This is a genomic window from Pseudomonas sp. KCJK9000 (genome assembly GCF_046230725.1).
GTDB lineage: Bacteria > Pseudomonadota > Gammaproteobacteria > Pseudomonadales > Pseudomonadaceae > Aquipseudomonas > Aquipseudomonas promysalinigenes.
In genome coordinates this window covers 12662-34348 of the sequence record NZ_JBJJLN010000007.1, presented here as the reverse complement: position 1 = coordinate 34348, position 21687 = coordinate 12662, and the positions used below count along the sequence as shown (strand labels likewise).

The 21687-nt window shown below is 60.3% G+C and carries 24 protein-coding genes and 2 pseudogenes; 18 read left to right on the top strand and 8 right to left on the bottom strand.

Annotated elements, in window-relative coordinates:
- Positions 1–392 precede the first annotated feature (392 nt).
- The 4 genes and pseudogenes from chrA to ACK59H_RS05080 all read right to left on the bottom strand — a co-directional run bounded on the left by chrA (position 393) and on the right by ACK59H_RS05080 (position 3599).
- Positions 393–1598 carry a chromate efflux transporter gene (gene chrA / locus ACK59H_RS05095; RefSeq protein WP_060477393.1) on the bottom strand — a complete coding sequence of 402 codons (1206 nt, stop codon included), beginning with the start codon at positions 1596–1598 and terminating at the stop codon, positions 393–395.
- A gap of 251 nt (positions 1599–1849) precedes the next feature.
- Positions 1850–2145 (bottom strand): annotated as a pseudogene (locus tag ACK59H_RS05090) (integrase); the annotation flags it as partial.
- 235 nt (positions 2146–2380) lie between these two features.
- Entirely contained in the window at positions 2381–3022 is a 642-nt protein-coding gene (locus ACK59H_RS05085) for a DUF1109 domain-containing protein (RefSeq protein WP_060477328.1), read from the bottom strand.
- Complete coding sequence (locus ACK59H_RS05080) at positions 3009–3599, bottom strand: sigma-70 family RNA polymerase sigma factor (protein WP_060477327.1); 591 nt, start codon at positions 3597–3599, stop codon at positions 3009–3011. Before ACK59H_RS05080 ends, ACK59H_RS05085 begins: the two co-directional genes overlap by 14 nt.
- Positions 3600–3824: 225 nt before the next feature.
- Here ACK59H_RS05080 and ACK59H_RS05075 point away from each other — a divergent pair, with 225 nt between their 5' ends.
- The 7 genes from ACK59H_RS05075 (at position 3825) to ACK59H_RS05045 (ending at position 9740) form a co-directional block, all read left to right on the top strand.
- Complete coding sequence (locus ACK59H_RS05075; protein ID WP_060477326.1) at positions 3825–4112, top strand: DUF2282 domain-containing protein; 288 nt, start codon at positions 3825–3827, stop codon at positions 4110–4112.
- Positions 4113–4128: 16 nt separating this feature from the next.
- A complete protein-coding gene (locus ACK59H_RS05070) occupies positions 4129–4962 on the top strand; it encodes a DUF692 domain-containing protein (RefSeq protein ID WP_060477325.1) in 834 nt (277 codons plus the stop codon).
- Positions 4959–5714, top strand: coding sequence for a DNA-binding domain-containing protein (locus tag ACK59H_RS05065; protein WP_060477324.1), 756 nt, complete (start codon positions 4959–4961; stop codon positions 5712–5714). Before ACK59H_RS05070 ends, ACK59H_RS05065 begins: the two co-directional genes overlap by 4 nt.
- Before the next feature lie 10 nt (positions 5715–5724).
- A complete protein-coding gene (locus ACK59H_RS05060) occupies positions 5725–6192 on the top strand; it encodes a DoxX family protein (RefSeq protein WP_060477323.1) in 468 nt (155 codons plus the stop codon).
- An 84-nt stretch (positions 6193–6276) separates the two neighbouring features.
- The gene (locus ACK59H_RS05055) at positions 6277–6771 is read left to right on the top strand and encodes a tyrosine-type recombinase/integrase (protein WP_081016604.1); all 495 of its coding nucleotides are present in this window, start codon (positions 6277–6279) and stop codon (positions 6769–6771) included.
- Positions 6772–6803: 32 nt separating this feature from the next.
- Positions 6804–8390 (top strand): ABC-F family ATPase, encoded by a 1587-nt coding sequence (locus ACK59H_RS05050; protein ID WP_060477322.1) that lies wholly within the window; start codon positions 6804–6806, stop codon positions 8388–8390.
- Positions 8391–8546: 156 nt separating this feature from the next.
- Entirely contained in the window at positions 8547–9740 is a 1194-nt protein-coding gene (locus ACK59H_RS05045) for an MFS transporter (RefSeq protein WP_060477321.1), read from the top strand.
- Here the strand turns inward: ACK59H_RS05045 and ACK59H_RS05040 are convergent.
- Together ACK59H_RS05040 and ACK59H_RS05035 are read right to left on the bottom strand one after the other, a co-directional pair.
- On the bottom strand, positions 9711–10745 hold the full coding sequence (locus ACK59H_RS05040; protein ID WP_060477320.1) for a dienelactone hydrolase: 1035 nt from the start codon (positions 10743–10745) through the stop codon (positions 9711–9713). The two genes, ACK59H_RS05045 and ACK59H_RS05040, sit on opposite strands and share 30 nt — an antisense overlap.
- Before the next feature lie 130 nt (positions 10746–10875).
- Complete coding sequence (locus ACK59H_RS05035; protein WP_060477319.1) at positions 10876–11487, bottom strand: FMN-dependent NADH-azoreductase; 612 nt, start codon at positions 11485–11487, stop codon at positions 10876–10878.
- Positions 11488–11618: 131 nt separating this feature from the next.
- Between ACK59H_RS05035 and ACK59H_RS05030 the strand changes: the two genes are divergently transcribed.
- Both ACK59H_RS05030 and ACK59H_RS05025 read left to right on the top strand, forming a co-directional pair.
- Positions 11619–12521: a LysR substrate-binding domain-containing protein gene (locus ACK59H_RS05030; protein ID WP_409264285.1), complete on the top strand. Its 903-nt coding sequence runs from the start codon at positions 11619–11621 to the stop codon at positions 12519–12521.
- Positions 12514–12873: an MmcQ/YjbR family DNA-binding protein gene (locus ACK59H_RS05025; protein ID WP_060477317.1), complete on the top strand. Its 360-nt coding sequence runs from the start codon at positions 12514–12516 to the stop codon at positions 12871–12873. Before ACK59H_RS05030 ends, ACK59H_RS05025 begins: the two co-directional genes overlap by 8 nt.
- Here the strand turns inward: ACK59H_RS05025 and ACK59H_RS05020 are convergent, their stop codons facing one another.
- Entirely contained in the window at positions 12874–13302 is a 429-nt protein-coding gene (locus ACK59H_RS05020) for a DUF1294 domain-containing protein (protein ID WP_060477316.1), read from the bottom strand.
- 1 nt (position 13303) lies between these two features.
- A complete protein-coding gene (locus ACK59H_RS05015; RefSeq protein WP_409264284.1) occupies positions 13304–14134 on the bottom strand; it encodes an undecaprenyl-diphosphate phosphatase in 831 nt (276 codons plus the stop codon).
- A 294-nt stretch (positions 14135–14428) separates the two neighbouring features.
- Here ACK59H_RS05015 and ACK59H_RS05010 point away from each other — a divergent pair.
- The 9 genes and pseudogenes from ACK59H_RS05010 to ACK59H_RS04970 form a co-directional block, all read left to right on the top strand.
- Positions 14429–15190 (top strand): annotated as a pseudogene (locus ACK59H_RS05010) (cache domain-containing protein); the annotation flags it as partial.
- Positions 15191–15322: 132 nt separating this feature from the next.
- A complete protein-coding gene (locus ACK59H_RS05005; RefSeq protein WP_409264298.1) occupies positions 15323–16063 on the top strand; it encodes a methyl-accepting chemotaxis protein in 741 nt (246 codons plus the stop codon).
- A gap of 106 nt (positions 16064–16169) precedes the next feature.
- Positions 16170–16736, top strand: a complete 567-nt coding sequence (gene pnuC / locus ACK59H_RS05000) for a nicotinamide riboside transporter PnuC (protein WP_060477313.1) — start codon at positions 16170–16172, stop codon at positions 16734–16736.
- Positions 16733–17284: an AAA family ATPase gene (locus ACK59H_RS04995; protein WP_060477312.1), complete on the top strand. Its 552-nt coding sequence runs from the start codon at positions 16733–16735 to the stop codon at positions 17282–17284. The genes pnuC and ACK59H_RS04995 overlap by 4 nt, the downstream gene beginning before the upstream one ends.
- A gap of 296 nt (positions 17285–17580) precedes the next feature.
- Complete coding sequence (locus ACK59H_RS04990) at positions 17581–18012, top strand: hypothetical protein (protein ID WP_060477311.1); 432 nt, start codon at positions 17581–17583, stop codon at positions 18010–18012.
- Position 18013: 1 nt separating this feature from the next.
- The gene (locus ACK59H_RS04985) at positions 18014–18592 is read left to right on the top strand and encodes a hypothetical protein (protein WP_060477310.1); all 579 of its coding nucleotides are present in this window, start codon (positions 18014–18016) and stop codon (positions 18590–18592) included.
- Positions 18593–18644: 52 nt separating this feature from the next.
- A complete protein-coding gene (locus ACK59H_RS04980; protein WP_409264283.1) occupies positions 18645–20132 on the top strand; it encodes a heme utilization protein in 1488 nt (495 codons plus the stop codon).
- Positions 20133–20198: 66 nt separating this feature from the next.
- Entirely contained in the window at positions 20199–20879 is a 681-nt protein-coding gene (locus ACK59H_RS04975; protein ID WP_060477308.1) for a C39 family peptidase, read from the top strand.
- A 45-nt stretch (positions 20880–20924) separates the two neighbouring features.
- On the top strand, positions 20925–21665 hold the full coding sequence (locus tag ACK59H_RS04970) for a hypothetical protein (RefSeq protein WP_060477307.1): 741 nt from the start codon (positions 20925–20927) through the stop codon (positions 21663–21665).
- The last annotated feature ends 22 nt before the right edge of the window (positions 21666–21687 follow it).

Sequence of the window (21687 nt, the reverse complement as noted above, 5' to 3'; positions counted from 1 at the left end):
CCCGCATCTATCGCTCAACAGCAGGGTTACAGCGTGCAGACGCTGTCGACGTATGCCCGTCCGACTGGAGCGGGCTGGAAAAGCTCTTTGATCTCCACCGCCAACATCACCACACGATTATTTTCGCGGTGTTGAGCGGTGTGCAGTGCCTGTTTTCGCGGGTTCCAGCCTCTCATCACCGCACCACAACTCATACATTGGCCCAAGGATTGGGCCATGACTTCAGGTGGAAACCCAGGCGTATTTTCGGTGCCGCCCAACAGCTTTCCAGACTGCGTACGAGCGTCCAAACAACGAGGCAGTGAGGTCAGCGGTGAAAGGCAACTATCGAACCATAGCGGCCTTTGGCGAGATGTAGTAATCGGCTAATTGCGGACATTCAGCAATTAGCCTCACACAGCGGTATTCAAGAGCCCGCCCAGCACGCCAGTGCCGAGTACAACCAGCCACGGCGGCAACTTCCAGAACATCAACGCAACTAGTGCCACAATGGCCAGACCAAAATCCTCTGGGGCGTGAATCGCACTCGTCCATACCGGCTGATATAGGGCGGCAAGCAACAGCCCCACCACAGCCGCGTTGATGCCCAGCAGTGCCGCTTGGGTGCGGCTGTTGCGACGCAGACGCTCCCAGAACGGCAAAGCTCCGACCACCAGCAGGAAAGAAGGCGCGAAAATCGCCAGCAAGCAGATCAGGCCTCCAAGCCAACCGCCGGGTGCCTGGTTCATTGAGGCGCCGAGAAATGCTGCGAAGGTGAATAGCGGGCCAGGGACTGCCTGAGCTGCGCCATAGCCAGCTAAGAATATATCGTTGTCGACCCAACCAGAATGCACGACCTCAGCCTGCAATAGCGGCAGCACTACATGCCCGCCACCGAAGACCAGCGAGCCGGTACGGTAGAAAGCGTCCACCATCGACAGCATCTGACATGGGAACAACTTTGCCAGGAGCGGCAGCCCGATCAGAAAAGCAAAGAACAGGGCCGACCAGAATAGGCCAGCGCGCCGCCGGATGCTAATGGGCAATGGATCATGGGACTCGTCCGGCAGGGGCTTGAACAGCAACAGACCAATGGTCGCGGCGATAACAATGACGCCCATTTGCCCTAAGGCGGACGGCATGATCAGCACCAAGCAGGTCGCTGCCGCCATGATGGATATACGCGGCACGTCAGGGCACAAATTACGCGCCATACCCCATACCGCCTGCGCGACCACCGCCACGGCAACCACCTTCAAGCCGTGCAGCACGCCAGTGGGCACGGCATGGCCATAACTGGCGATGCCCAAGGCCAAGAGGATCAGAGCAGTCGCGGAAGGTAAGGTGAATCCCATCCACGCAGCCAGTGCGCCGCCATAGCCCGAGTGAGACAGCCCAAGCGCGATGCCTACCTGACTGCTAGCAGGCCCTGGTAGAAGCTGGCAAAGGGCGACCAAATCCGCATAACTGCGCTCACTTAGCCACTGTCGACGCACAACGAATTCGTCTCGGAAGTACCCCAAGTGAGCGATTGGGCCACCAAAAGAAGTCAGGCCCAATCGCAGAAAGATTAAGAAAACAGTCCAGTGGTTGCGGGCAGTGTGGGGGGTATCGCTCATGGCCGTTTGATCCATCATTGGCAAATCCACCATACGATAACCGACAATCGTAAAGGAATATGATGGGCTTAGCTGCGCAACCTGATGATGCAGAGACCTACTGAACCTTGCCGAGTAAGCGGGTTGAGTTCCACCGCATCAATCGCCGAGAGAAAGCGCCAATTGCTCATCAGCTATGACCAGTGACCCATTGCGGCCTTTTGTGAAGGGCTGCTTTGGGTCGAGTCGCGACGGTCATACCTCGAACGTCGTTGGACGCTGTCTGTAATTTCAAACTGTACGCAACGTTGAGTTTTCTGCTGCATCACTATCGCTCGCGATGACACGTGCTCCCCATGAGCAATGTCGTGTACGCAAAGCTTGGTCAGAACGCACGCTCGTAGCTTGCGATCGATGGCCAGATCGAAAAGTGCCAAATCACAGGTTTCCTCCGCGATTTGGAGCCTCACCCGAATGGCCCAGATATCTTGCAGTCGGAGCGGGAGTTTCTGCCCGACCAATTTTCCTTGCTCCAAGGCTGATGGCTGCTGCTCGTAATAGCGTTCATGGCTTGTCCTTCATGTGAAGTAGGACAAGGATGGTTTACCCAATCTTGAGACGCTTATTGACCCTTTGTAGCCATTCAAATGTCTACGAAACCAGGGGCGATTCAAGGCTCATGCAATTAGGCCGCCCCATAGGGACGACATGCTGGCCGCATGAATCGCCGAATCGTCCCGCACCTGCGACAACCCTAGCGCACCGCGGCTTGCGCGGGTCCTACCTAGACCGGAAACGCCGCGCTACCAGCGCAACAAGCGAGGTCCGAGCAGCACGCCCATGGCTGTCGGCAGCAACATGCCAAGCAGATACCAGACGCTCCAGAATGGAATGCCCATCTCCGGGCAGTGCAGGCAGTAGGCAAGCGCCGCCGTGCTCCCCGCCAGCAGCCCTCCCGCCGCGCCGGCAAGGCGCAGGCGGGTTGGCGCAAGACCGCGCAGCGCCCAGAACGTGCCGGCGAAAGTCGGCACCGAGAGCAGCGCAATATTCAGCGCACAGGTGCGCCAGGTCTTGCCAAGAATAAGGTCGGCGCGGACGTCAGCAGGTACTGCAGCCAGCTCCACCGCTGCGCCGATCCAGACCAGCAGCAGGGGCAGCACCAGCAGCAACCAGGCTGCACCACCACCCACGCCTGGCCGCGCCAGGCGGCTGCTCAGCCACAGGGCAAGTGGGGCAAGGCTACCGGGTAGGGCAACCTTGGCCCAGAACAGCGGGGTGCGTGCGACCTCGCCCAGGTCAGGTCGCACACCGAAAATTGCCGCCATCAGCAGCAACGCGCCCAAGGCGCCGACCCCCAAGGCGATGGCGAAACGCTTGCCAGAGAGGTGTCGGTCAACCGCGCCCTCACCGGCGCTCAACAGGTCGATCAGTTCATTGGTCTTCATCGTTTCGCAATTCTCGGATGATAGTCGCCAAGGCCTTGAGCCCACGGTGGATGCCGACCTTCACGGCAGAGCTGGATAGCCCAGTCAGACTGGCAGTTTCCTCAATCGACAGGCCATTGAGCTTTACATGAACAATCGGCAGGCGCTGCTTTTCGGGTAGCTGGCGCAGCAGCTTGCCCAGATCACGGCTGGCCTGAGCGGGTTCGCCATCCTCAACGGCGAACAGTTCTCCCTCGTCGTCCGCCAGCGGATCGTGGCGGGCCTCCCTGCGCGCGAAGGCGCGGAAGTGGTCAGCCAGCTTGTAGCGCGCGATGGCCTGCACCCAGGCAGTCAAAGGCTGGTCCGCGCGGTAGGTGTGGCGGGCATTATGGACCGCCAGCAGCACCTCCTGCAGCAGGTCTTCGACCTCGTCGGGGCGCTGGCTCAGGCGCCGGCCCAGGAAAGCTCGCAAGTGCGAGCCGAGCGCACTGAGGAACTCGCGATACGCCCTGCCGTCACCGTCCAGGCCACGCAGCAGCAACGCCTGCAGCTGAGCCTCACGCGCGATCAGCACCTCCTGGCTGGTAGTTCGTTGCATCGGCCGTCCTGGTTACACCGTAAATGAATTCTGTCCCGCCCTTATCCAAGCCAACTGGCGTGCCGTTGGCATGCGGAAAACAGGTATTCGTTCAATACGTTAGGGCCGCAGCGAAAAAATCTCAAAAAATTTTAAGGCGCTGTAACCGGATCGCAGCTGCTGGCGAACTACTCATCGAGCCGACGGATCCTTCCGCGGCCCCTTACTCGAACCGGAGACCGCACTATGAAAACCCTGCCCCTCATCACCGCCGCCCTTGCCCTTGCCGCCATCACCGGTAACGCTCTGGCCGAGGACATGAACACCAAGGCCAGCAATGGCACCACCATGGAGAAGTGCTACGGCGTCGCCCAGGCCGGCAAGAACGACTGCAAGGCAGGTGCGGGTACAACTTGTGCGGGCAGCGCCAAGAAGGACTACGACGGCATGCACTGGAAGAACGTTCCGGCCGGCACCTGCACCACCATCAAGACGCCCAATGGCATGGGCTCGCTGACCCCAAGCAAAGCCTGAGCCAAGGCCGCCGACCATGAGCGCATTCCATCAACTTGGCGCCGGGCTGGGGCTCAGAGGCGAACACTACGCCCAGGCGTTGGCTTGCTCTGGCCAAGGTCTCTGGTTCGAAGTGCATCCGGAGAACTACATGGTCGGCGGTCCCCGCCTTGCTTGGCTGGAGCGGATCGCCGAGCGGCATCCGCTGTCGCTGCACGGGGTTTCGCTGTCCCTGGCGGCCGATGCCGCACCTGACGAGGCAAACCTTCAACGCTTGCGCGTGTTGGTCGAGCGCGTGCAACCGCTGCTGATTTCCGAGCACCTGGCCTGGTCAAGCTGGCGCGGCCAGTATCACCCGGACCTGCTGCCCTTCCCGCGCAGTCATGCTGCCCTGGCACGCATAACTGAGAACATCCAGCGCACACAGGAAGCTCTGGGCCGGCGCATCGCCATCGAGAACCCCAGCCACTACGTGCGCCTGGAGGGCCACGACTGGGGTGAAATCGAATTCCTCACGGAACTGGCGCTGCGCACTGGCTGTGGCCTGCTGCTGGACGTCAACAACGTGCACGTCAGCGCACACAACCTAGGCTTCGATGCCATGCGCTATCTTGATCTCTTCCCCGCGGCGGCCATTCTCGAAATCCACCTGGCCGGGCACAGTCACGATGAGGGTGGCCAATTGCTGATCGACTCCCACGACGCACCTGTCGCCGAACCGGTCTGGGCGCTCTACGAGCATCTCATTCAGCGTATTGGTCCAATACCAACACTGATCGAGCGTGACGACCATCTGCCAGCCTTCGACGTCCTGCAGGCCGAACGCCATCGCGCCCAGGCGATCCTCAACCTGGCTCAAGTGACCCCATGAAGACCGCACTCGGTGCATTCCAGGACGCCTTCGTCGAAGCCCTCCATCGGCGCCCTGTCCCGGCGCTGCGAAGCCTAACCGCGCAGTCGGGGTTTGAGGTGTATCGCAACACCGTGCTCAAGGGCTGCGTCGATGCGCTGTGCGACAACTTCCCGACCATCGAACGCCTGGTCGGGAAAGACTGGCTACGTGCCGCGGCCGCCATCCACGCTCGCGAGACGCCGCCTTGCGATGTCAGGCTGATTCTTTACGGTGAGGGTTTCGCAGACTTCCTCGAAGCGTTCGAACCCGCGCGGGAGCTTCCTTACCTTGGCCCTGTGGCGCGCCTGGACCGACTGTGGAACGAGGCCTTCGCCGCCCCTGCGCAAGCGCTATTGGAACTGGCCAGCCTCGCCGGCATGAGCGCGTGTGACCTCGCCGCCTGCCGCCTGGAGCCGCGCACCTGCGTGCGCTGGGGCTGGTTCAACGGGCAACCGATCTACAGCATCTGGCGTTACAACCGCGAGGCCCTGCCGATACCGGAGGAACTACCCTGGCGGGGCGAGGGCGCATTGCTCGTCGGCCATGCCGAAGGCGTCACCTGGCATGCGCTGGAGGCAGGCGGCTGTGCTTTCCTTGACGCCTGCGCGGCCGGCAACGACTTGGACCGGGCCTCGGCCCTGGCGCTCGCGACGCAACCCGATCTGGACTTTCACGACCTGCTCGGCCGGCTGCTCGGTGCCGGGGTTTTCCGTCCCATCAACCTCACTTGAGGAGGCCACCATGGATATCGCCCGCCCCCACCTTCACGGCAGCGGCCTGCGCCGGCGCTGGAATCGCCTAGCCGAATTACTGCAGCACTGGCTCAGCGACGCGCTTCTGTGCCTGGTAGCGCGATTCGGGATTGCCTCAACCTTCTTTCTTTCCGGTCGCACCAAGGTCGAGGGCCTCCTGAGCATCACCCCGAGCACCTACGAGTTGTTCCGCACCGAGTACATGTTGCCGCTGCTACCACCGCACATCGCCGCGCACCTGGCAACCTACGCGGAGCACTTCTTCCCGATGCTGTTGGTACTGGGCCTGTTTACCCGCCTATCGGCCCTAGCGTTGCTGGGCATGACCACGGTAATAGAGGTGTTCGTCTACCCGGACGCCTGGCCCACCCATTTGGTTTGGGCGGGCCTGCTGCTGTTGCTGATCGGCAGAGGGGGCGGAAGCTGTTCGCTGGATCGAGTGCTGGACATTCGATGAATGCTTCGCCTGCAACCGGTCAGTTGAATCGCCCATGGTTTCCTAGACGGCTCCAGCGACTCCAATGGTCGATAGCAGTCGTTAGTGGAGGCCGATTTCGAGACGCCGCACAGAGGCAACCTCGCACCAGAGAAACGCACGAAGACTAAGCATCACAGGGAGGTGCCACTCAACGAGCGCGCGCTCAACGCCATCACCCAGGCCCAGCAGATGGCGACTCTTCGACCCATGGCATCCAAATCAGCCCACCCAATTAGCCCTTTTGTGTTCCAACCGAGCAAAGGTAGGCTGTGGATCAACGAGCCAAGTGTTACAATCCGCCACTTTAAATCGGCGCTCAAGGCGCTGAACATCCGTGAACGCCGTCAGTACGACATCCGCCACACCTACGCAACCATGTGCCTCATGCCTGGGATGAACCCTGCGTTCATCGCGAACCAGCTTGGCCATAGCGTCGAGATGTTGCTTTCTACCTACGCGAAATGGATCAGCTCCTCCTCGGATTGGAGGGAGCTGGAGAAGCTGCCGCCCCGAGTCGAATTGGCCCAGAATTGGCCCAAAAATGACGAGAGGGCCTAAATACACCTCTGGAACCCCCGCAGGACAAGCACTTGATCTCTACCGCCAACATCACCATGCAGTTCGGCTCCAAGCCACTGTTCGAAAACGTTTCAGTCAAATTCAACAACGGCAACCGCTATGGCCTGATCGGCGCCAACGGTTGCGGCAAGTCGACCTTCATGAAGATCCTCGGCGGCGATCTTGAGCCGTCCGCAGGCCAGGTCATGCTCGAGCCGAACACCCGCCTGGGTAAGCTGCGCCAGGACCAGTTCGCCTACGAAGACTTCACTGTGATTGATACCGTGATCATGGGCCATGGTCAGTTGTGGAAGGTCAAGGCTGAGCGTGATCGTATCTATTCGCTGCCAGAAATGACCGAAGAAGACGGCATGGCCGTCGCCGAGCTGGAAACCGAGTTCGCCGAAATGGACGGCTATACCGCCGAATCCCGTGCCGGTGAGCTTTTGCTGGGCTTGGGGATCCCCCTGGAGCAGCACTTTGGCCCGATGAGCGAAGTGGCGCCAGGCTGGAAGCTGCGCGTGCTGCTGGCCCAAGCGCTGTTCTCTGACCCGGATGTACTGTTGCTGGACGAACCCACCAACCACCTGGACATCAACACTATCCGCTGGCTGGAAAGCATTCTCACCGCGCGCAACAGCACCATGGTGATCATTTCCCACGACCGGCACTTCCTCAACAGCGTGTGCACGCACATGGCCGATTTGGACTACGGCGAGCTGCGGGTATTCCCAGGCAACTACGACGAATACATGACCGCTGCTACCCAGGCGCGAGAGCAACTGCTGTCGGACAACGCCAAGAAGAAAGCCCAGATCGCCGAGCTGCAGACCTTCGTCAGCCGCTTCTCGGCCAACGCCTCGAAGGCCAAGCAGGCAACCTCGCGCGCCAAGCAGATCGACAAGATCCAATTGGCCGAAGTCAAGCCGTCGAGCCGGGTGAGCCCATTCATCCGCTTCGAACAGACCAAGAAGCTGCACCGCCAGGCAGTCACCGTCGAGAAGATGGCCAAAGCCTTTGACGACAAGGTGTTGTTCAAAGACCTGGGCTTCACCATCGAAGCCGGCGAGCGCGTGGCGATCATTGGCCCCAACGGCATCGGCAAAACGACCCTGCTGCGCACGCTGGTCGGTGAAATGACCCCGGACAAAGGCGAAGTGAAGTGGACCGACAGCGCCGAGGTAGGCTACTACGCCCAGGACCATGCCCATGACTTCGAAGACGACATGACCTTGTTCGACTGGATGGGCCAGTGGACCAGCGGCGAACAAGTGATCCGGGGCACCCTCGGGCGCATGCTGTTCTCCAACGACGAGATTCTCAAGTCGGTGAAGGTGATTTCCGGTGGTGAGCAAGGCCGTATGCTGTTCGGCAAGCTCATTCTGCAAAAGCCGAACGTGCTGGTGATGGACGAGCCGACCAACCACTTGGACATGGAGTCGATCGAAGCCCTGAACCTGGCGCTGGAGAACTACCCCGGTACCTTGCTGTTCGTTAGCCACGACCGCGAGTTCGTTTCCTCACTGGCGACCCGTATCATCGAACTGAGCGCCGACGGTGTGGTGGACTTCAGCGGGACCTACGACGACTACCTGCGCAGCCAGGGCGTGGTGGTCTAAGTCACCTGGGCCGGCCGGGGCCACCATCCCGGCCGTTCCTCTCAGGGCCGAACGGCCTAGGATCGAACATCCGGTCGATTAATTAGTTAGCCTGCTTTCATTTCCTTCGCCCAACGGCCATGATTAGCCCACGCCCGCCCGTCCGCGAATGAGCCCATGACCGCGCAACAGCCCGCCCCCGCCAGTAGCACGTTCACCGTCACTGTGCAGATTCTGTCGATCGTGTTCTACACCTTCATTGCCTTCCTGTGCATCGGCCTGCCGATTGCGGTACTGCCCAGCTATGTGCATGACCAACTAGGCTTTGGCGCGGTCATTGCCGGGGTGACCATTGGCCTGCAATACCTGACCACCTTGCTCAGCCGCCCATTTGCGGGGCGGGTGACCGATACCTTGGGTGGTAAACGGGCGATTCGCTATGGCCTGCTCGCCATCGGCGCTTGTGGTGTGTTGACACTGCTTTCGGCTTGGTCGCTTCAGCTACCGCTGCTGAGCCTGGGGCTGCTGCTCGGTGGCCGCGTTTTGCTTGGGCTGGCGCAGGGGCTCATCGGGGTTGCCACCCTGAGCTGGGGTATCAGCCAGGTTGGCCCCGAGCACACCGCGCGGGTGATCTCGTGGAACGGTATCGCTTCCTATGGGGCCATAGCCATCGGCGCACCTCTGGGCGTGCTGGCGGTGGCCGATTTGAATTTCAGCGTGCTGGGCCCGGCTCTGCTGGTGCTGGCATTGCTGGCTTTGCTAGTGCTACGCACACGCCCGGACGCAGTGGTTACACGGGGGGAGCGGCTGGCGTTCTGGTCGGCATTCCTACGCGTTGCCCCCTGTGGGCTCGGCCTTACGCTGGCGTCGATCGGCTACGGCACCCTGACTACGTTTGTGACGCTCTACTACTTGGAACGTGGCTGGGTTGGCGCAGCCTGGTGCCTTAGCGCTTTCGGGCTGTGCTTCATCATTTCCCGCCTACTGTTCGTCAATGCGGTCAACCGCTTTGGCGGCTTCAACGTGGCCATGGCCTGCATGGCCACGGAGGTGCTGGGCCTGAGCCTGCTGTGGTTGGCGCCCTCACCGGCCTGGGCGCTGGTCGGTGCCGGGCTGACCGGCTTTGGTCTGTCGCTGGTGTATCCGGCCCTTGGGGTCGAAGCGATAAAACCGGTACCGAGCAGCAGCCGCGGCGCCGGACTAGGCGCTTACGCGGTGTTCTTCGACATGGCACTGGCCATAGCCGGCCCAGTGATGGGCGCGGTGGCTGTGCACCTTGGCTATGCCTCGATCTTTTGCGTGGCTGCCCTGCTGGCCCTGGCTGGAGTTGGCCTGACGATGTTACTGGCGCGCCGCAGCCGTCGCAGCTGAACGCTCCGCGGGCTCTGGAGCGCCCAGGGTCTGGGTGAAGAAGTTTGCGGTATCGCGCTGCAGGGAGTGGTGAATGTGCCGCCGATCTACGCCCTCGGCGTCCTTGCACAACGCCGGCATGCGCAGCCACTGCTGTTGGTCACAACGGGCCATGAACACGAAGTGCCCGGCACCGGCCAGCACACGGTAGTCCGGTGCAATCGGCAACTTTTGCGCCAATTGCTCGGCATTACGGTCCACAGCTACCAGCTGGTCGCTGTCGCCGCTATAGATCAGCGCTGGCACCTTCACCCCTGCCAGGGCGTGGCGGCCGAACATCAGGCTTAGCGGCGCCATCAGCATCACCGCACCTACCCTCGCATCGGCCTTAGGTTGCAGCTCGCTGCGGTCGGCGATGAGCACGCCATGGGTCTTGCAGGCGTCGGCGTCAGTTGGGCGCTCCAGGCAATAGCGGCGCAGGCGTTCGAGGTCTGGTTGAGCCCCAGACAGGATCAACGCGGTTTCGCCACCGGCCGAATAACCAATCACACCGACCTTGCCGTCATTCAGATAAGGGCCGAGCAAGGTATCTTCGCGGGTGGCCGTGATCGCCTCGCTGACCTGTAGAGGGCGGCCGTAAAGGTTGCTAAGGGTCCCAAGGCGGCTGTGGTCGCGAGCATTGTCGCCAGGGTGCACCACAGCCACCACGACAAAGCCCCGCCGGGCCAAGGCGGTAGCCAAGTAATGCAGGGCCAGCGGGCTGCCAGCATTGCCATGGGACAACACCAGCAACGGAAACTGGCCGAGCGCTACCGGCGCTTCTTCGGCAACCTCGATCGGGTAACCATCGATGCGAATAGCGCGGGGCGTGCCATTGGAGGGATAGAACGCCAGCGCCTGCATGGGCCTTGCGTCGACCGGGTCGTCCAGCGTCATATGGTGCAGGCCGGCAACCCAAGACGCAGCGTCGGCATGGCCCAATAAGCCACTGAGCAGAAATGCCAGCAAGTAACGAGAAGTGTTCATCGGTAAGCTATCGCGCAACAGGCATCAGGATAGCTTGAGCATAGGATCAGCCAGGCGGCTGGCAGATGAAACATGAATGAAAAAAACCGGCAGGCGCAAGTCGCGCCTGCCGGCTCTTGTCACAGGATGATCAGGCCGCAGCAAACAGCTCGGCCGCGATCTGCGTTTGCGCGGCATCGATAGCCTGAGTACGCTGCTCCGGGCCATAGGCCAGGCCGTGTGCACGGACCACTTCAACGTCGGTGATGCCGATGAAGCCGAGGAACACCTTGAGGAACTCCTCATGCCCAACCCCGGTAGGTTGGCCGGCATGCAAGCCACCAGCGGTGGAAACAAGCACCACTTTTTTGTTACCGCACAGGCCTTCGGGGCCTGCTTCGGTGTAGCGGAACGTTTTGCCGGCCACGGCAACACGGTCGATCCATGCCTTGAGCTGGGTCGGTACGCTGAAGTTGTACATGGGTGCGCCAATCACCACGGCGTCGGCGGCGAGAAATTCTTCCAGCGTCTCGGCGCTGAGCTTGGCTTCGAAGGCCTGGGCCGCATCACGGGCTTCTTCGGGGGTGCCGGCAGCCATCAGTGTGGCGGAAGAAAAGTGAGCAATGGCATCGGCTGCCAGGTCCCGGTACACCACTTCGATGGTTGGGTCGGTGGCTTTCCAAGCCTGCACCACTTCACGGCTCAGTTGGCGAGAGGCGGAATTGTCGCCCAGGATGCTCGAATCGATATGCAACAGTTTCATGGGACTCTCCTGTGATTGAAGACCGCAGCAGTGGGCGATCACGATGAGGAGAATCCTACCGGGAGGTTCAATGGCTGAAAAGTAGCGAAAAATACGCTAGTTTGTCCCATCAATGGAACAGTGGATCGGCCATGCAAGACCTCAACGACCTCTTCTATTTTACCCAGGTAGTCGAAGCCGGCGGTTTCGCTGCCGCCGGGCGCCAGCTGGGTATACCCAAGTCGCGCCTGTCACGGCGTATCGCAGAACTGGAAGAACGCCTGGGCACCCGGTTGCTACAGCGCACAACCCGCCAGCTCAAGCTTACCTCTGTAGGTGAGCGCTACCTGCGTCATTGCCAGGCCATGCTGTTGGAGGCCCAAGCCGCCGACGAAGTGGTCGCGAGCATGAGCAGCGAGCCGCGTGGGCGCTTGCGCGTGTCGTGCCCAGTGGCACTGGCCCACGCGTTTCTGCCGGATGTGATCGCGGGGTTTCTGAAGCTTTACCCGCAGGTGCAACTGGACATGGTGCTACTGAACAGGCGTGTCGATCTGATATCCGAAGGTATCGACGTCGCCTTGCGTGTACGCGACTTTGGCGACGAAGACCCAGCACTGGTCACCCGTCGCCTGCGCCAGGCACAGATGCAGCTGGTGGCAGCGCCAGGCTTCGCCGATCACGTACGCCACCCCGCCGACCTTGCCAGTTTGCCTGTGCTTGGTGCAGCCGAGGCTGATCGCTTGGTGCACATGCAGTTACTTGGGCCAAACGGTCAGCGTCAGGACATCGCGCTGGAGCCGCGGCTGGCCATTGATGACTTTGTCGTGCGCAATGCCGCAGTGCGCGCCGGGCTAGGTTTCACGGCACTGCCCAGCATGTTCTGCGAAGCGGAACTGGAACGCGGTGAGCTAGTGAGGCTGTTACCTGACTGGTCCCTACCTGGCGGCTATCTGCAGGCAGTCTACCCTCATCGTCGTGGACTGTTACCTGCCGTAAGGGCATGGATCGACCACTTGGCGTTATCCTTCGAAGCCTGCGGGGAGCGTTATGTCTAAGCCGCAAATGAGCCCGCAACAGGTGGCAGCCTTCTGCCTGGGCCTGCCAGGTGCTCGAGAGGACTACAAATGGGGCGGCATCCGGGTGTTTTCCGTGGCCGGCAACAAGATGTTCGCAGTGCTCGACCTGGCCGGAGCAGGGTTGTCGTTCAAGGTGGCCGACGAGTTGTTTCTGGGCTATTGCGACCGCCCTGGCGTGCGCCCAGCCCCTTACCTGGCACGCGCCAAGTGGATCAGCATGCAACCGCCCTATCCCATGGGCCGTGAGGAGCTGTGCGACTTGCTGCAGCGCTCGCACCAGCTGGTGGTACGGCGGCTGCCCAAGCGTCAACAAGCGGCCCTGCTAGGTTGACTAGTTGAAGGGCAGGAAACGGCTGCCAAGGAACAGATAGTCCAGCCACAACACTTGATGCAGCAGCACGATGATCCAGAACACCAATTGGTAAGACACTTTACGCGTTTTGTGGCGCAACAACTGTTGAGCTATCAGTGCACCAGGCCACCCCCCCAGCAGCTCGCTGGCATGCAACACTTTTTCCGGCGTGCGCCAAGCATTGCCTCGGGCCTGACGTTTGTCATGCCAGTAAAGCAGCAGGCTGATCAGACTGACCAGTGGATACAACGCCAAGGGCACCCAGCCATGGCCATCGAAGGCCATCGAGGCCGCGCCAAGGCCGGGTAACAGGCACAGTAAGCCCCAAAGCAACCATTTCAGCCGAGCATGGCTAACGCCCGTTGCCTGCTCACTACGGCGTGGTGCGGTGTTCTGAACGCGCGCCATGTCAGCTGTGCACCGTTGACCAGTCGACCCAGCCGAACTGCCACGTGGCCAGAATCAGCAACCCGAAGACAATCCGATACCAGGCGAATACCGCGTAGCTGTGGTTGGCGATGAATTTCAGCAACGCCCGCACAGCAATCATGGCAAAAATGAACGAGGTCACGAAGCCAAGGGCAAACACCGGCAGATCACTGGGTTCGAACAGGTGACGGTATTTGTAGCCTGAGTACACCGCCGCACCAACCATGGTTGGCATGGCCAGGAAAAACGAGAATTCTGTGGCGGCCTTGCGCGACAGGCCAAACAGCAGGCCACCGATGATGGTCGAACCGGAGCGCGAGGTGCCAGGTATCATCGCCAGGCACTGCACGAAGCCAATTTTCAGTGCATGCGTCCAGCGCATGTCATCGACATGATCGACCGCCACGCTGTGCTGACGGCGTTCGGCCCAAAGCATGATTACGCCTCCGATCACCAATGCCGCGGCAACAGTGATTGGGTTGAACAGGTACTCGTGGATCAGGTCGGCGAACAATACTCCCAGCACCACAGCAGGGAAAAATGCCAACATCAGGTTTGCCGTGAGGCGGCGCGCCTTCGGCTGATTGCCAAGGCCGATCACCACATCCAGGATCTTGCGGCGCAACTCCCACATCACTGCCAGGATCGCCGCCAGCTGGATGATGATATTGAATGCCATGGCTCGTTCCCCGCCAAAACCTATCAGGTCGGCGACGATGATCTGGTGACCTGTACTTGAAATCGGCAGGAACTCTGTCAGCCCCTCGACCACACCTAGAATGATTGCCTGAAAGGCAGTCCAAAAATCCATCGATCCCCCGATGAGGCACTGCTGGCAGCAGGCCTGTTTTTTCTTGATTTGCTTGTCACCGCACGCGGCGCGGCCTTTTTACAGGCACATGTGGGACAAACGCCAGCGGAAAAGTTCTACAGAATTAAAGGTTTCATCTCGCCGGGCCGAAATCCTAGCTAAGGGGCATGACAAACTCGCGTGAGCCTGTGGCAGAGTAGTCAATAACTAGCACTTAGCCATTAGTCGGGTGCCTGTCACCTGGAAAGCATGTTTGGATGCACCTGAATAACAAGAACAACAGGAGTGGGTTCGATGAAGGCATTGCGATCGATGTCGATCAGCAGCCGTTTGTGGCTGATCTTGGTGGTTGCAGTCGGCATGCTGGTGTTGCTCGGCCTGTTGATGCTGCGCCAGATACACGGCGATCTGTACCAGGCCAAGGCGGAGAAGACACGTCATGTGGTGCAGACTGCCGCTGGGGTGCTGGCCTATTACCAAGCCCTCGAAACGACCGGCACGCTGACCCGCGAAGCGGCTCAGCAGCAGGCGCTGCAAGTGGTCAAGGCACTGCGGTACGACCACAACGACTATTTCTGGATCAATGATCTGTCGCCAAAGATGATCATGCATCCGGCCAACCCCAAGCTCGATGGCCAAGACCTCTCCGCGATCCGCGACCCGGACGGTTTTGCCGTATTCAATGAAATGGTGGCGCTGGCCCGCAATCACGGTGCCGGCCCGGTCGACTACCGTTGGCCCAAGCCGGGTGCCAGCGAGCCGGTGGCCAAGACCTCCTATATACAGTTGTTCGAACCGTGGGGCTGGATCATCGGCTCTGGCGTGTATGTCGACGACGTTCAGGCCGAATTCGCCCGCCAGTTACGCGATGCTTCGTTGCTCGGGCTGGCCATCGCAGTGCTCATGGCACTGGTGGTATTGATGATCGCCCGCAGCATCGCTCGCCCGCTGCAAGAAGCCGTGCAGGCCATGGGCAATATCGCCAGCGGCGAAAGCGACCTGACTCGGCGCCTGGACACCCATGGCCGGGATGAAATCACTTACCTGGGCCAGCACTTCAACCAATTCAATGGCAAGCTGCAGGGGGTAGTCGGTCAGCTTCAGGGCGCCGCACATGCTTTGGCACAGTCCGCCGGGCACGTCGGCGACAGTGCTGGTGCTGCACAACACCACAGTGCTCAGCAGTCGATGCAGATGGATCAAGTGGCTACAGCGGTCAATGAGGTGACTTACGCCGTGCAAGACGTGGCCAAGACTGCCGAGCAGGCCGCTGGGGAGATGCGCGCGGCCCAGCAGCAAGTGGAGCATGGCCAGCAGGCCATTCACGGTAGCTTGCAGCAGATCGAGTGCCTGTCGGCGACCATCGACCAGGCGGTGCAGGTCATTCGCGACCTGGCTTCGCATAGCACTAAAATCGGCGGTGTACTGGAGGTTATCCGCGCCATTGCCGAGCAAACGAACCTTCTCGCGCTCAACGCTGCGATCGAAGCCGCTCGGGCTGGCGAGCAGGGCCGGGGTTTTGCCGTGGTCGCTGACGAAGTGCGCCTGCTTGCCCAACGCACGGCACAGTCGACCGCCGAAATCAACACCATGATCGAGCAGCTGCAAAGCCAGTCAGACGCGGCGGTCAAAGCTATCGACACCAGTAGCGAGGCCTCGCGCCAGACCGTGCAACAAGCTCAGCAGGCCGGCACCAGCCTGGACGCGATCAGCCAGGCGCTGCACAGCCTCACTGCCCTCAACGCCTCGATTGCCAGCGCCACGTTGCAGCAATCCCACGTGGTCGAGGAAATCAACCGCAATGTGCTGGATACCGCAGGCTTATCCCAACAGACTGCCGAGGCGGCGCGTCAGTCCAGCGACGCGGGTGTCGCCCTGGGGCAGTTGAGCGAGCAGCTGCAGCAACTGCTGCGTCAGTTCCGCCTCTGAACCACACTTGGGCACCAGCCGGTGACACGGCCGGTGCTCGTTACACGCTACAACTCACGCACGCCACAGGCTACAATCGCCGCCCTTTGCCAACCAAGGATCGCCGATGTCCGGCCTCGAACTCATCGCCGCCGTGCTCGGCGTTACCGCCGTGTGGCTCACCGTCAAGCAGAACGCTTGGTGCTGGCCAATCGGCCTGATCATGGTGCTGATCTACGGCTGGCTGTTCTACGAGGTCAAACTCTATTCAGGCATGCTACTTCAGTTGGCCTACGCTGTACTTCAGCTTTACGGCTGGTGGCAGTGGAAACGCCCCGACCGGGTCGAGCAGGCCCGGCGGGTCTCGCACCTGCCGCTGCGCAAGCTGTTGTGGGGCCTGATGGCTGGCCTGGGACTTAGCAGCGTACTGGGTGCTGCAATGGCTGGCTGGACCGATGCTGCCGCCCCCTGGCTGGATGCGACACTGACCGGTTTCAGCCTGGTCGCGCAATTGTGGATGGCACAGAAACGAGTGCAGTGCTGGCCGCTATGGATCGTGGTCGATATCGTTTACGTAGGCCTGTATCTGCAGCAACAGCTGTATTTCACGGCCGGGTTCTTCGGCGTGCTGACCTTGATCGCAGTACGCGGTTGGCTGCAATGGCGCCGCGATCCAGCATTGGTGCCGGCATGAAAGTCCTGGTCCTGTGCGGCCCCGAATCGACCGGTAAGAGCTGGCTGAGCGGCGAGATCCAAGCGCATTTCGGCGGCGTTGTGGTAGCCGAATACGTCCGTCACTTCATCGACCAGCAGTGCCGGGACACCTGCTATGCCGACGTGCCGACCATTGCCCGCGGTCAACTGGACTGGGAAGACCGGGCCCGGATGCTGGCGCCTGAGCTGCTGATTCTCGATACCCACCTGCTCAGCAACATGCTCTGGAGCCGCGCGCTGTTCGGCGCGTGCCCGCCTTGGTTGGAACATGCCTTGCTAGAACGGCACTACGATTTGCATCTGCTGCTCAGCCCTCAAGGGGTGGGCTGGGTCGCTGATGGTCAGCGCAGTCAGCCAGACCTTGCCGACAGACAGGTTTTTTTTGAGGACAGCCACCGCTGGCTGCTGCACCATAGGCAAACCGTGGAAATTATCGACGGCGACTGGCCGCAACGCAGCGCCAATGCCTTGCGGGCGGTTGAGCGTCTGCTCGAAGATAAAATGCCAACCTGCCCCACTGAGTGTTAAGCCCATGACACACTCAAGTCATGCAAGTGGCTGTATCTGTAGGCTGCCAGCCTTGAGCCTGGGCAGTGTCAAGGTTATGAGACATTCCGCCGGTGCGGTGCCTGAACAGATCTGATCTACGCGCCCAGGCATTTAACCTCAATGTCTGTCTCAAGGGTGATACACAACATCGATGCGTGCTTCAGGCTATTCACTCAAGCATTTGATTCATAAGCGTTAGCAAAAAGCGGCACGGCTTTCGCTCTCCTCCCTCGCATCGCTGAACAAGACCAGCGTTCGAGGAAGGAGTAGCCGTCATGGGGAAACTGGATAGACGCGTTTATGGCCTGCTGCTGATTACTTGTGCAATGGCTTCGGCGTTGCCTGCACAAGCCGACAACGGGATCATCGTCATCACCCGCGACGTGCAACCGCGCATCGCCACCCGCGCGCCTCTGGCACCTGACCCCTACCCTACCACCGCCAATGCCAACCCCTCTGCTTACGTGCTCAGGCAGACCAACGAGCTCAGTGATGGGGATTTTGCCAGCATCACAAGCGGCACGGGAATCTCCTCGCTGGTCACCCAACAAACCGACAACCTCGGCGGCCCTATAGGCAACCAGACCCAACTGGCAAACCAGGCTGCCGGCCGTGGTACAGGCTCGGGCAACGGTATATCCAACATGGTCAACTCGAGCGTCCAGCGCGGTCTTGCGCCCTTGCAGATCCTCACTGGAGGCAAATGAAATGAGGCAGACCCTGTTCATCTTGGCTTTTGCCGCTAGCGCATCGGCGCTGGCGCAATCGCCGGTGCCCGTGCTCAACGACGCCAATATCGACAGTTCCGGGGCTCAGTACCAAGGCAACTTCGGCGTCAACCAAGCCGCAGGCGATGGCCAGCAACAAGCCAACGCCAGAGCCATCGCCACAGGCCACCAAGCCACGGCGACCACGCAAATTCGCCAACGCCAGCTCTCCATCGTCGACCCAAACATGGGCGCCAGCGCCAGTATCCAGGGCAACGCGTTCAGTCATGGCAGTGGCGCACTGGGGGTCAACCAAAGCGCCGGCGCCGCGACCCAGCAGGCCAATGCCCTGCGCATCAGCATCAGTACACAACCGCAAAGCATCGATGACAGCGTCCTGCTGCAACAAAACGTGGCGCTGATCAACAGCTCCGATCCATCTGATACCTCACCTGGCTATCGCCAAGTCACCACTGGTGACCAGGCATTCACCGGCAGCCGCGGGGTCATCCAGCTGAATCAGAGCGCCGGGGTGGGCAACCAGACGGCTAACACCCTGAGCGTAAGGGTCGCGAATTGACCCAAAGGGAAACAGGTAAGAACAACACTTAACCTAAAGACGGAGAAACACCATGAAACCTTCGATGGCAATCAAGCCTCTGGTTTTCGCAATTGCTGCGGTCATGGCTGTTGCTGCACAAGCGGATCAGAACAATCGCCGTGGTTACAACAACCACAACAACTACACCCCACCTGCACGCGCCGTGCTGACCGATGCGACTGCCAACGCCAATGACGGTCAGAGAAGCAACGGTAACACCATCAACAACCAAGGCACCATCAACGAAGCCGAGATGAGCAGCTCCGGTGCTGGCGCCAGTGGCAACGTCGGTGTCAACGTGGCGGCCGGTAACGGCAACCAGCAGGCCAACGCGTCGGCTATCGCCAACACCTCGTCGGACAATGCGGCGATCGACAACAGCTTCGTCTTTGGCACCTCAACCGCCACTGCCGAGATCACCCAGCGCAGCAACAACAACACGGTGAACAACTGGTCGACTCAAAGCTCCGCCGTCATGAGCGGCTCGGCTGAAGGCAGCAGTGGCAATATCGGCATCAACGTGGCCGGCGGCGATCTCAACCAGCAGAAAAACAGCATGGCGATCGCCAACAACTCGGCACCTATCGGCAACTCCTCTGCCACTGCCACCGCCAACCAGTACGGCCCTGGCCTGCAGGTCAACAACGCTGCCGATCGCACTTATCGGGTAGATACGCTGACCCTCACCACGTCTTCGAGTGGTTCGGCTTCGCGTAGTGGTTCGTTCGATGCCAGCGTCGACAAGAGCTCCAGCTCCAGCTACAGCGCCTCGGGCAGCCAAAGCGCCAGTGCCAGCGGCAGCCATAGCAACAGCTCCAGCGGTTCGACCAGCATGACCGCCAGCGGCTCCAACAGCAGCAGCGCCAGTGGCAGCAACAGCATGAGCGCCAGCGGGTCGAACAACTACGCTACCAATGGCAGTGCCAGCAACAATCACAGTTCGTCGTCCAACACCACGGTAAGCGCCTCGCTCGATGCCAGCGCCAATGGCAGCGCATCGTCGTCGCAAACCTTCGGCAACTTCACGCGTTCGCGCAGCTCGGACTTCGACGCATCGCTCAGCGCCTCGCTGGACGCATCGGTTGACAAGTCCCATGAGTCGGCTAGCAACTCGTCGTTCGACAAGTCGCTCAGCAGCTCATTCGACAGAGCCTATGACTCCTCCTATGACCGCAGCCATGATTCGTCTTATGACAAGTCTCGCGATACGTCTTATGAGAAGGCCAACCAATCGGCCTGGGAAAAAGCCAGTGCTTCGGCCTACGAAAAAGCTGGCGAAAAAGCCTCGCAGTCCTCGGACAGCATTTCGAAGAGCTTCAGCGAGTCTAGCGAGTATGCCCTGAGCAACACCGTGTCGTTCCAAGTGCTGACTCCGACCGGTTGGGCCAACCCTGTGACCAACACCGCTACCCTCAGTGGCTCGGTGAACGGTGGCAGCGGCAACTTGGGCGTGAACGTGGCAGCGGGTGTGGGCAACCAGCAAAGCAACTCGCTGGCCATCTCCAACACCTCGATGTGACAACTGTGCTCAGGAGGCCCCTGCGGGGGCCTCCCTCTAACAAGAAAAAGGCAGGGGGCGTCGAACATGCGCATTATCGCCTTGGCATTTCTGCTGTGCATCGCCAGTGTCAGCGAAGCTTCGCAGATGCCGTTATCCGTACTGCCAGGTGGTGCAGTGGTCTACAAACCGATCCAGAGCGTGCGCGAACGTAAATTCGCCGACCTGGTACCGCAGAAAACCGACTTCAGTTGTGGCGCGGCATCCTTGGCTACCATCCTGCGTCAGGCCTATTGGCTGGACGTGGATGAGCATCAGGTGATCGAGGGCATGCTCGCCCATGCCAATGAAGACCTGGTTCGTACCCAAGGGTTCTCCATGCTCGACATGAAAAAATACGTGGAGAGCCTGGGCATGCGTGCCCGTGGTTACAAAGTGGCGCCAGAAACCCTCAACAGCATACGCATTCCAGTGGTCGTGCTGATGGACATCCGCGGCTACAAGCATTTCGTGGTCATGCAGAAGGTCGACAGAGGCTGGGTATACATCGGTGACCCGGTGCTGGGCCATAAACGCTTCAGGATCGACGACTTCGTAAAAGGTTGGAATGGCATCATCTTCGCGGTGATTGGCCAAGGTTATGACAAGAACAATATTCTGCTCGACCCGCCACTGCCGCTGAGCGCGAAACACCGCATCAGCAACTTCACCCCGGTTCAGGACGCAGAATTGATGGACTTCGGTTTCATTCAAAGCGACTTCTTCTAATGACCTTGTTGCACATCAACAGGGCGCATGCTCCGGGAGAACCCCATGAAGACTTCATTGTGGCTGGCAATGGTTTGCCTGGCCGCCAGCCTGCCTACCCATGGCGAAACGTTCAAACCAGTCGAATTGAAAGATCAGGAACTGGCCAGCCTGCGTGGCCGTTACGTGATGCCAGGGCGAATCGTGAGTTTTGGCATCGTCATGACCAGCACCTGGCAGAACGCCAATGGCGAGGTGATTGGGGCTACGTCGGCGATGCAAGTTCAGCAAACGACCATAAAACCGCAGTTCTATGTCTCGATGATCGATAAAAAAGGCAACGGCAATGCCTCGAGCATCGGCACCGGCACCGTCACGGGTGGTAATGGCCTGAATACGACCCAAGGGGTGACCCAGGTTGTACGCGCTGCAGGTGATTTCAACGCAGCCAGCAACAATGTCGACATCAACGTCACCAAAGGCAATGAAGCGCCCGCCGTGCAGCCCCAGGGCCAAGCGCTGACGGCGGGTTCGACACTGACAGGCAGCAACGGCGCCGGCTCATTGAGCGTGTCGTCCAGCGGCTCTGGCGTGCAGATGAACATCGTTGCCAACGGCAACCAAGGCAGCTCTATGCAAAGCCTTGGCCAAGGGGGATTGATGCAGAACACCACGCTGCTGGGCGTGAGCAACCGTGTCAGCAACTTGACTTCACTCAACGTCGTGTTACGTGACAATGCGCCAGTGGCAGGTTCGATAAATACCAACTTGGATCAACTCAAAGGCCTTCGCAATCTCGGATACTGAACTACGCTCAAGTCTCATCGTT

Coding starts and splice junctions, on each gene's coding strand:
- ACK59H_RS04970 (WP_060477307.1), top strand. CDS start 20,925: ATGAAGACTTCATTGTGGCTGGCAATGGTTTGCCTGGCCGCCAGCCTG.
- ACK59H_RS05030 (WP_409264285.1), top strand. CDS start 11,619: ATGCAAGACCTCAACGACCTCTTCTATTTTACCCAGGTAGTCGAAGCC.
- ACK59H_RS05040 (WP_060477320.1), bottom strand. CDS start 10,745: ATGAACACTTCTCGTTACTTGCTGGCATTTCTGCTCAGTGGCTTATTG.
- ACK59H_RS05075 (WP_060477326.1), top strand. CDS start 3,825: ATGAAAACCCTGCCCCTCATCACCGCCGCCCTTGCCCTTGCCGCCATC.
- ACK59H_RS05085 (WP_060477328.1), bottom strand. CDS start 3,022: ATGAAGACCAATGAACTGATCGACCTGTTGAGCGCCGGTGAGGGCGCG.
- ACK59H_RS05060 (WP_060477323.1), top strand. CDS start 5,725: ATGGATATCGCCCGCCCCCACCTTCACGGCAGCGGCCTGCGCCGGCGC.
- ACK59H_RS05035 (WP_060477319.1), bottom strand. CDS start 11,487: ATGAAACTGTTGCATATCGATTCGAGCATCCTGGGCGACAATTCCGCC.
- ACK59H_RS04985 (WP_060477310.1), top strand. CDS start 18,014: ATGAGGCAGACCCTGTTCATCTTGGCTTTTGCCGCTAGCGCATCGGCG.
- chrA (WP_060477393.1), bottom strand. CDS start 1,598: ATGAGCGATACCCCCCACACTGCCCGCAACCACTGGACTGTTTTCTTA.
- ACK59H_RS04990 (WP_060477311.1), top strand. CDS start 17,581: ATGGGGAAACTGGATAGACGCGTTTATGGCCTGCTGCTGATTACTTGT.
- ACK59H_RS05045 (WP_060477321.1), top strand. CDS start 8,547: ATGACCGCGCAACAGCCCGCCCCCGCCAGTAGCACGTTCACCGTCACT.
- ACK59H_RS05005 (WP_409264298.1), top strand. CDS start 15,323: ATGCAGATGGATCAAGTGGCTACAGCGGTCAATGAGGTGACTTACGCC.
- ACK59H_RS05015 (WP_409264284.1), bottom strand. CDS start 14,134: ATGGATTTTTGGACTGCCTTTCAGGCAATCATTCTAGGTGTGGTCGAG.
- ACK59H_RS04995 (WP_060477312.1), top strand. CDS start 16,733: ATGAAAGTCCTGGTCCTGTGCGGCCCCGAATCGACCGGTAAGAGCTGG.
- ACK59H_RS05080 (WP_060477327.1), bottom strand. CDS start 3,599: ATGCAACGAACTACCAGCCAGGAGGTGCTGATCGCGCGTGAGGCTCAG.
- ACK59H_RS04980 (WP_409264283.1), top strand. CDS start 18,645: ATGAAACCTTCGATGGCAATCAAGCCTCTGGTTTTCGCAATTGCTGCG.
- ACK59H_RS05070 (WP_060477325.1), top strand. CDS start 4,129: ATGAGCGCATTCCATCAACTTGGCGCCGGGCTGGGGCTCAGAGGCGAA.
- ACK59H_RS04975 (WP_060477308.1), top strand. CDS start 20,199: ATGCGCATTATCGCCTTGGCATTTCTGCTGTGCATCGCCAGTGTCAGC.
- ACK59H_RS05065 (WP_060477324.1), top strand. CDS start 4,959: ATGAAGACCGCACTCGGTGCATTCCAGGACGCCTTCGTCGAAGCCCTC.
- pnuC (WP_060477313.1), top strand. CDS start 16,170: ATGTCCGGCCTCGAACTCATCGCCGCCGTGCTCGGCGTTACCGCCGTG.
- ACK59H_RS05020 (WP_060477316.1), bottom strand. CDS start 13,302: ATGGCGCGCGTTCAGAACACCGCACCACGCCGTAGTGAGCAGGCAACG.
- ACK59H_RS05025 (WP_060477317.1), top strand. CDS start 12,514: ATGTCTAAGCCGCAAATGAGCCCGCAACAGGTGGCAGCCTTCTGCCTG.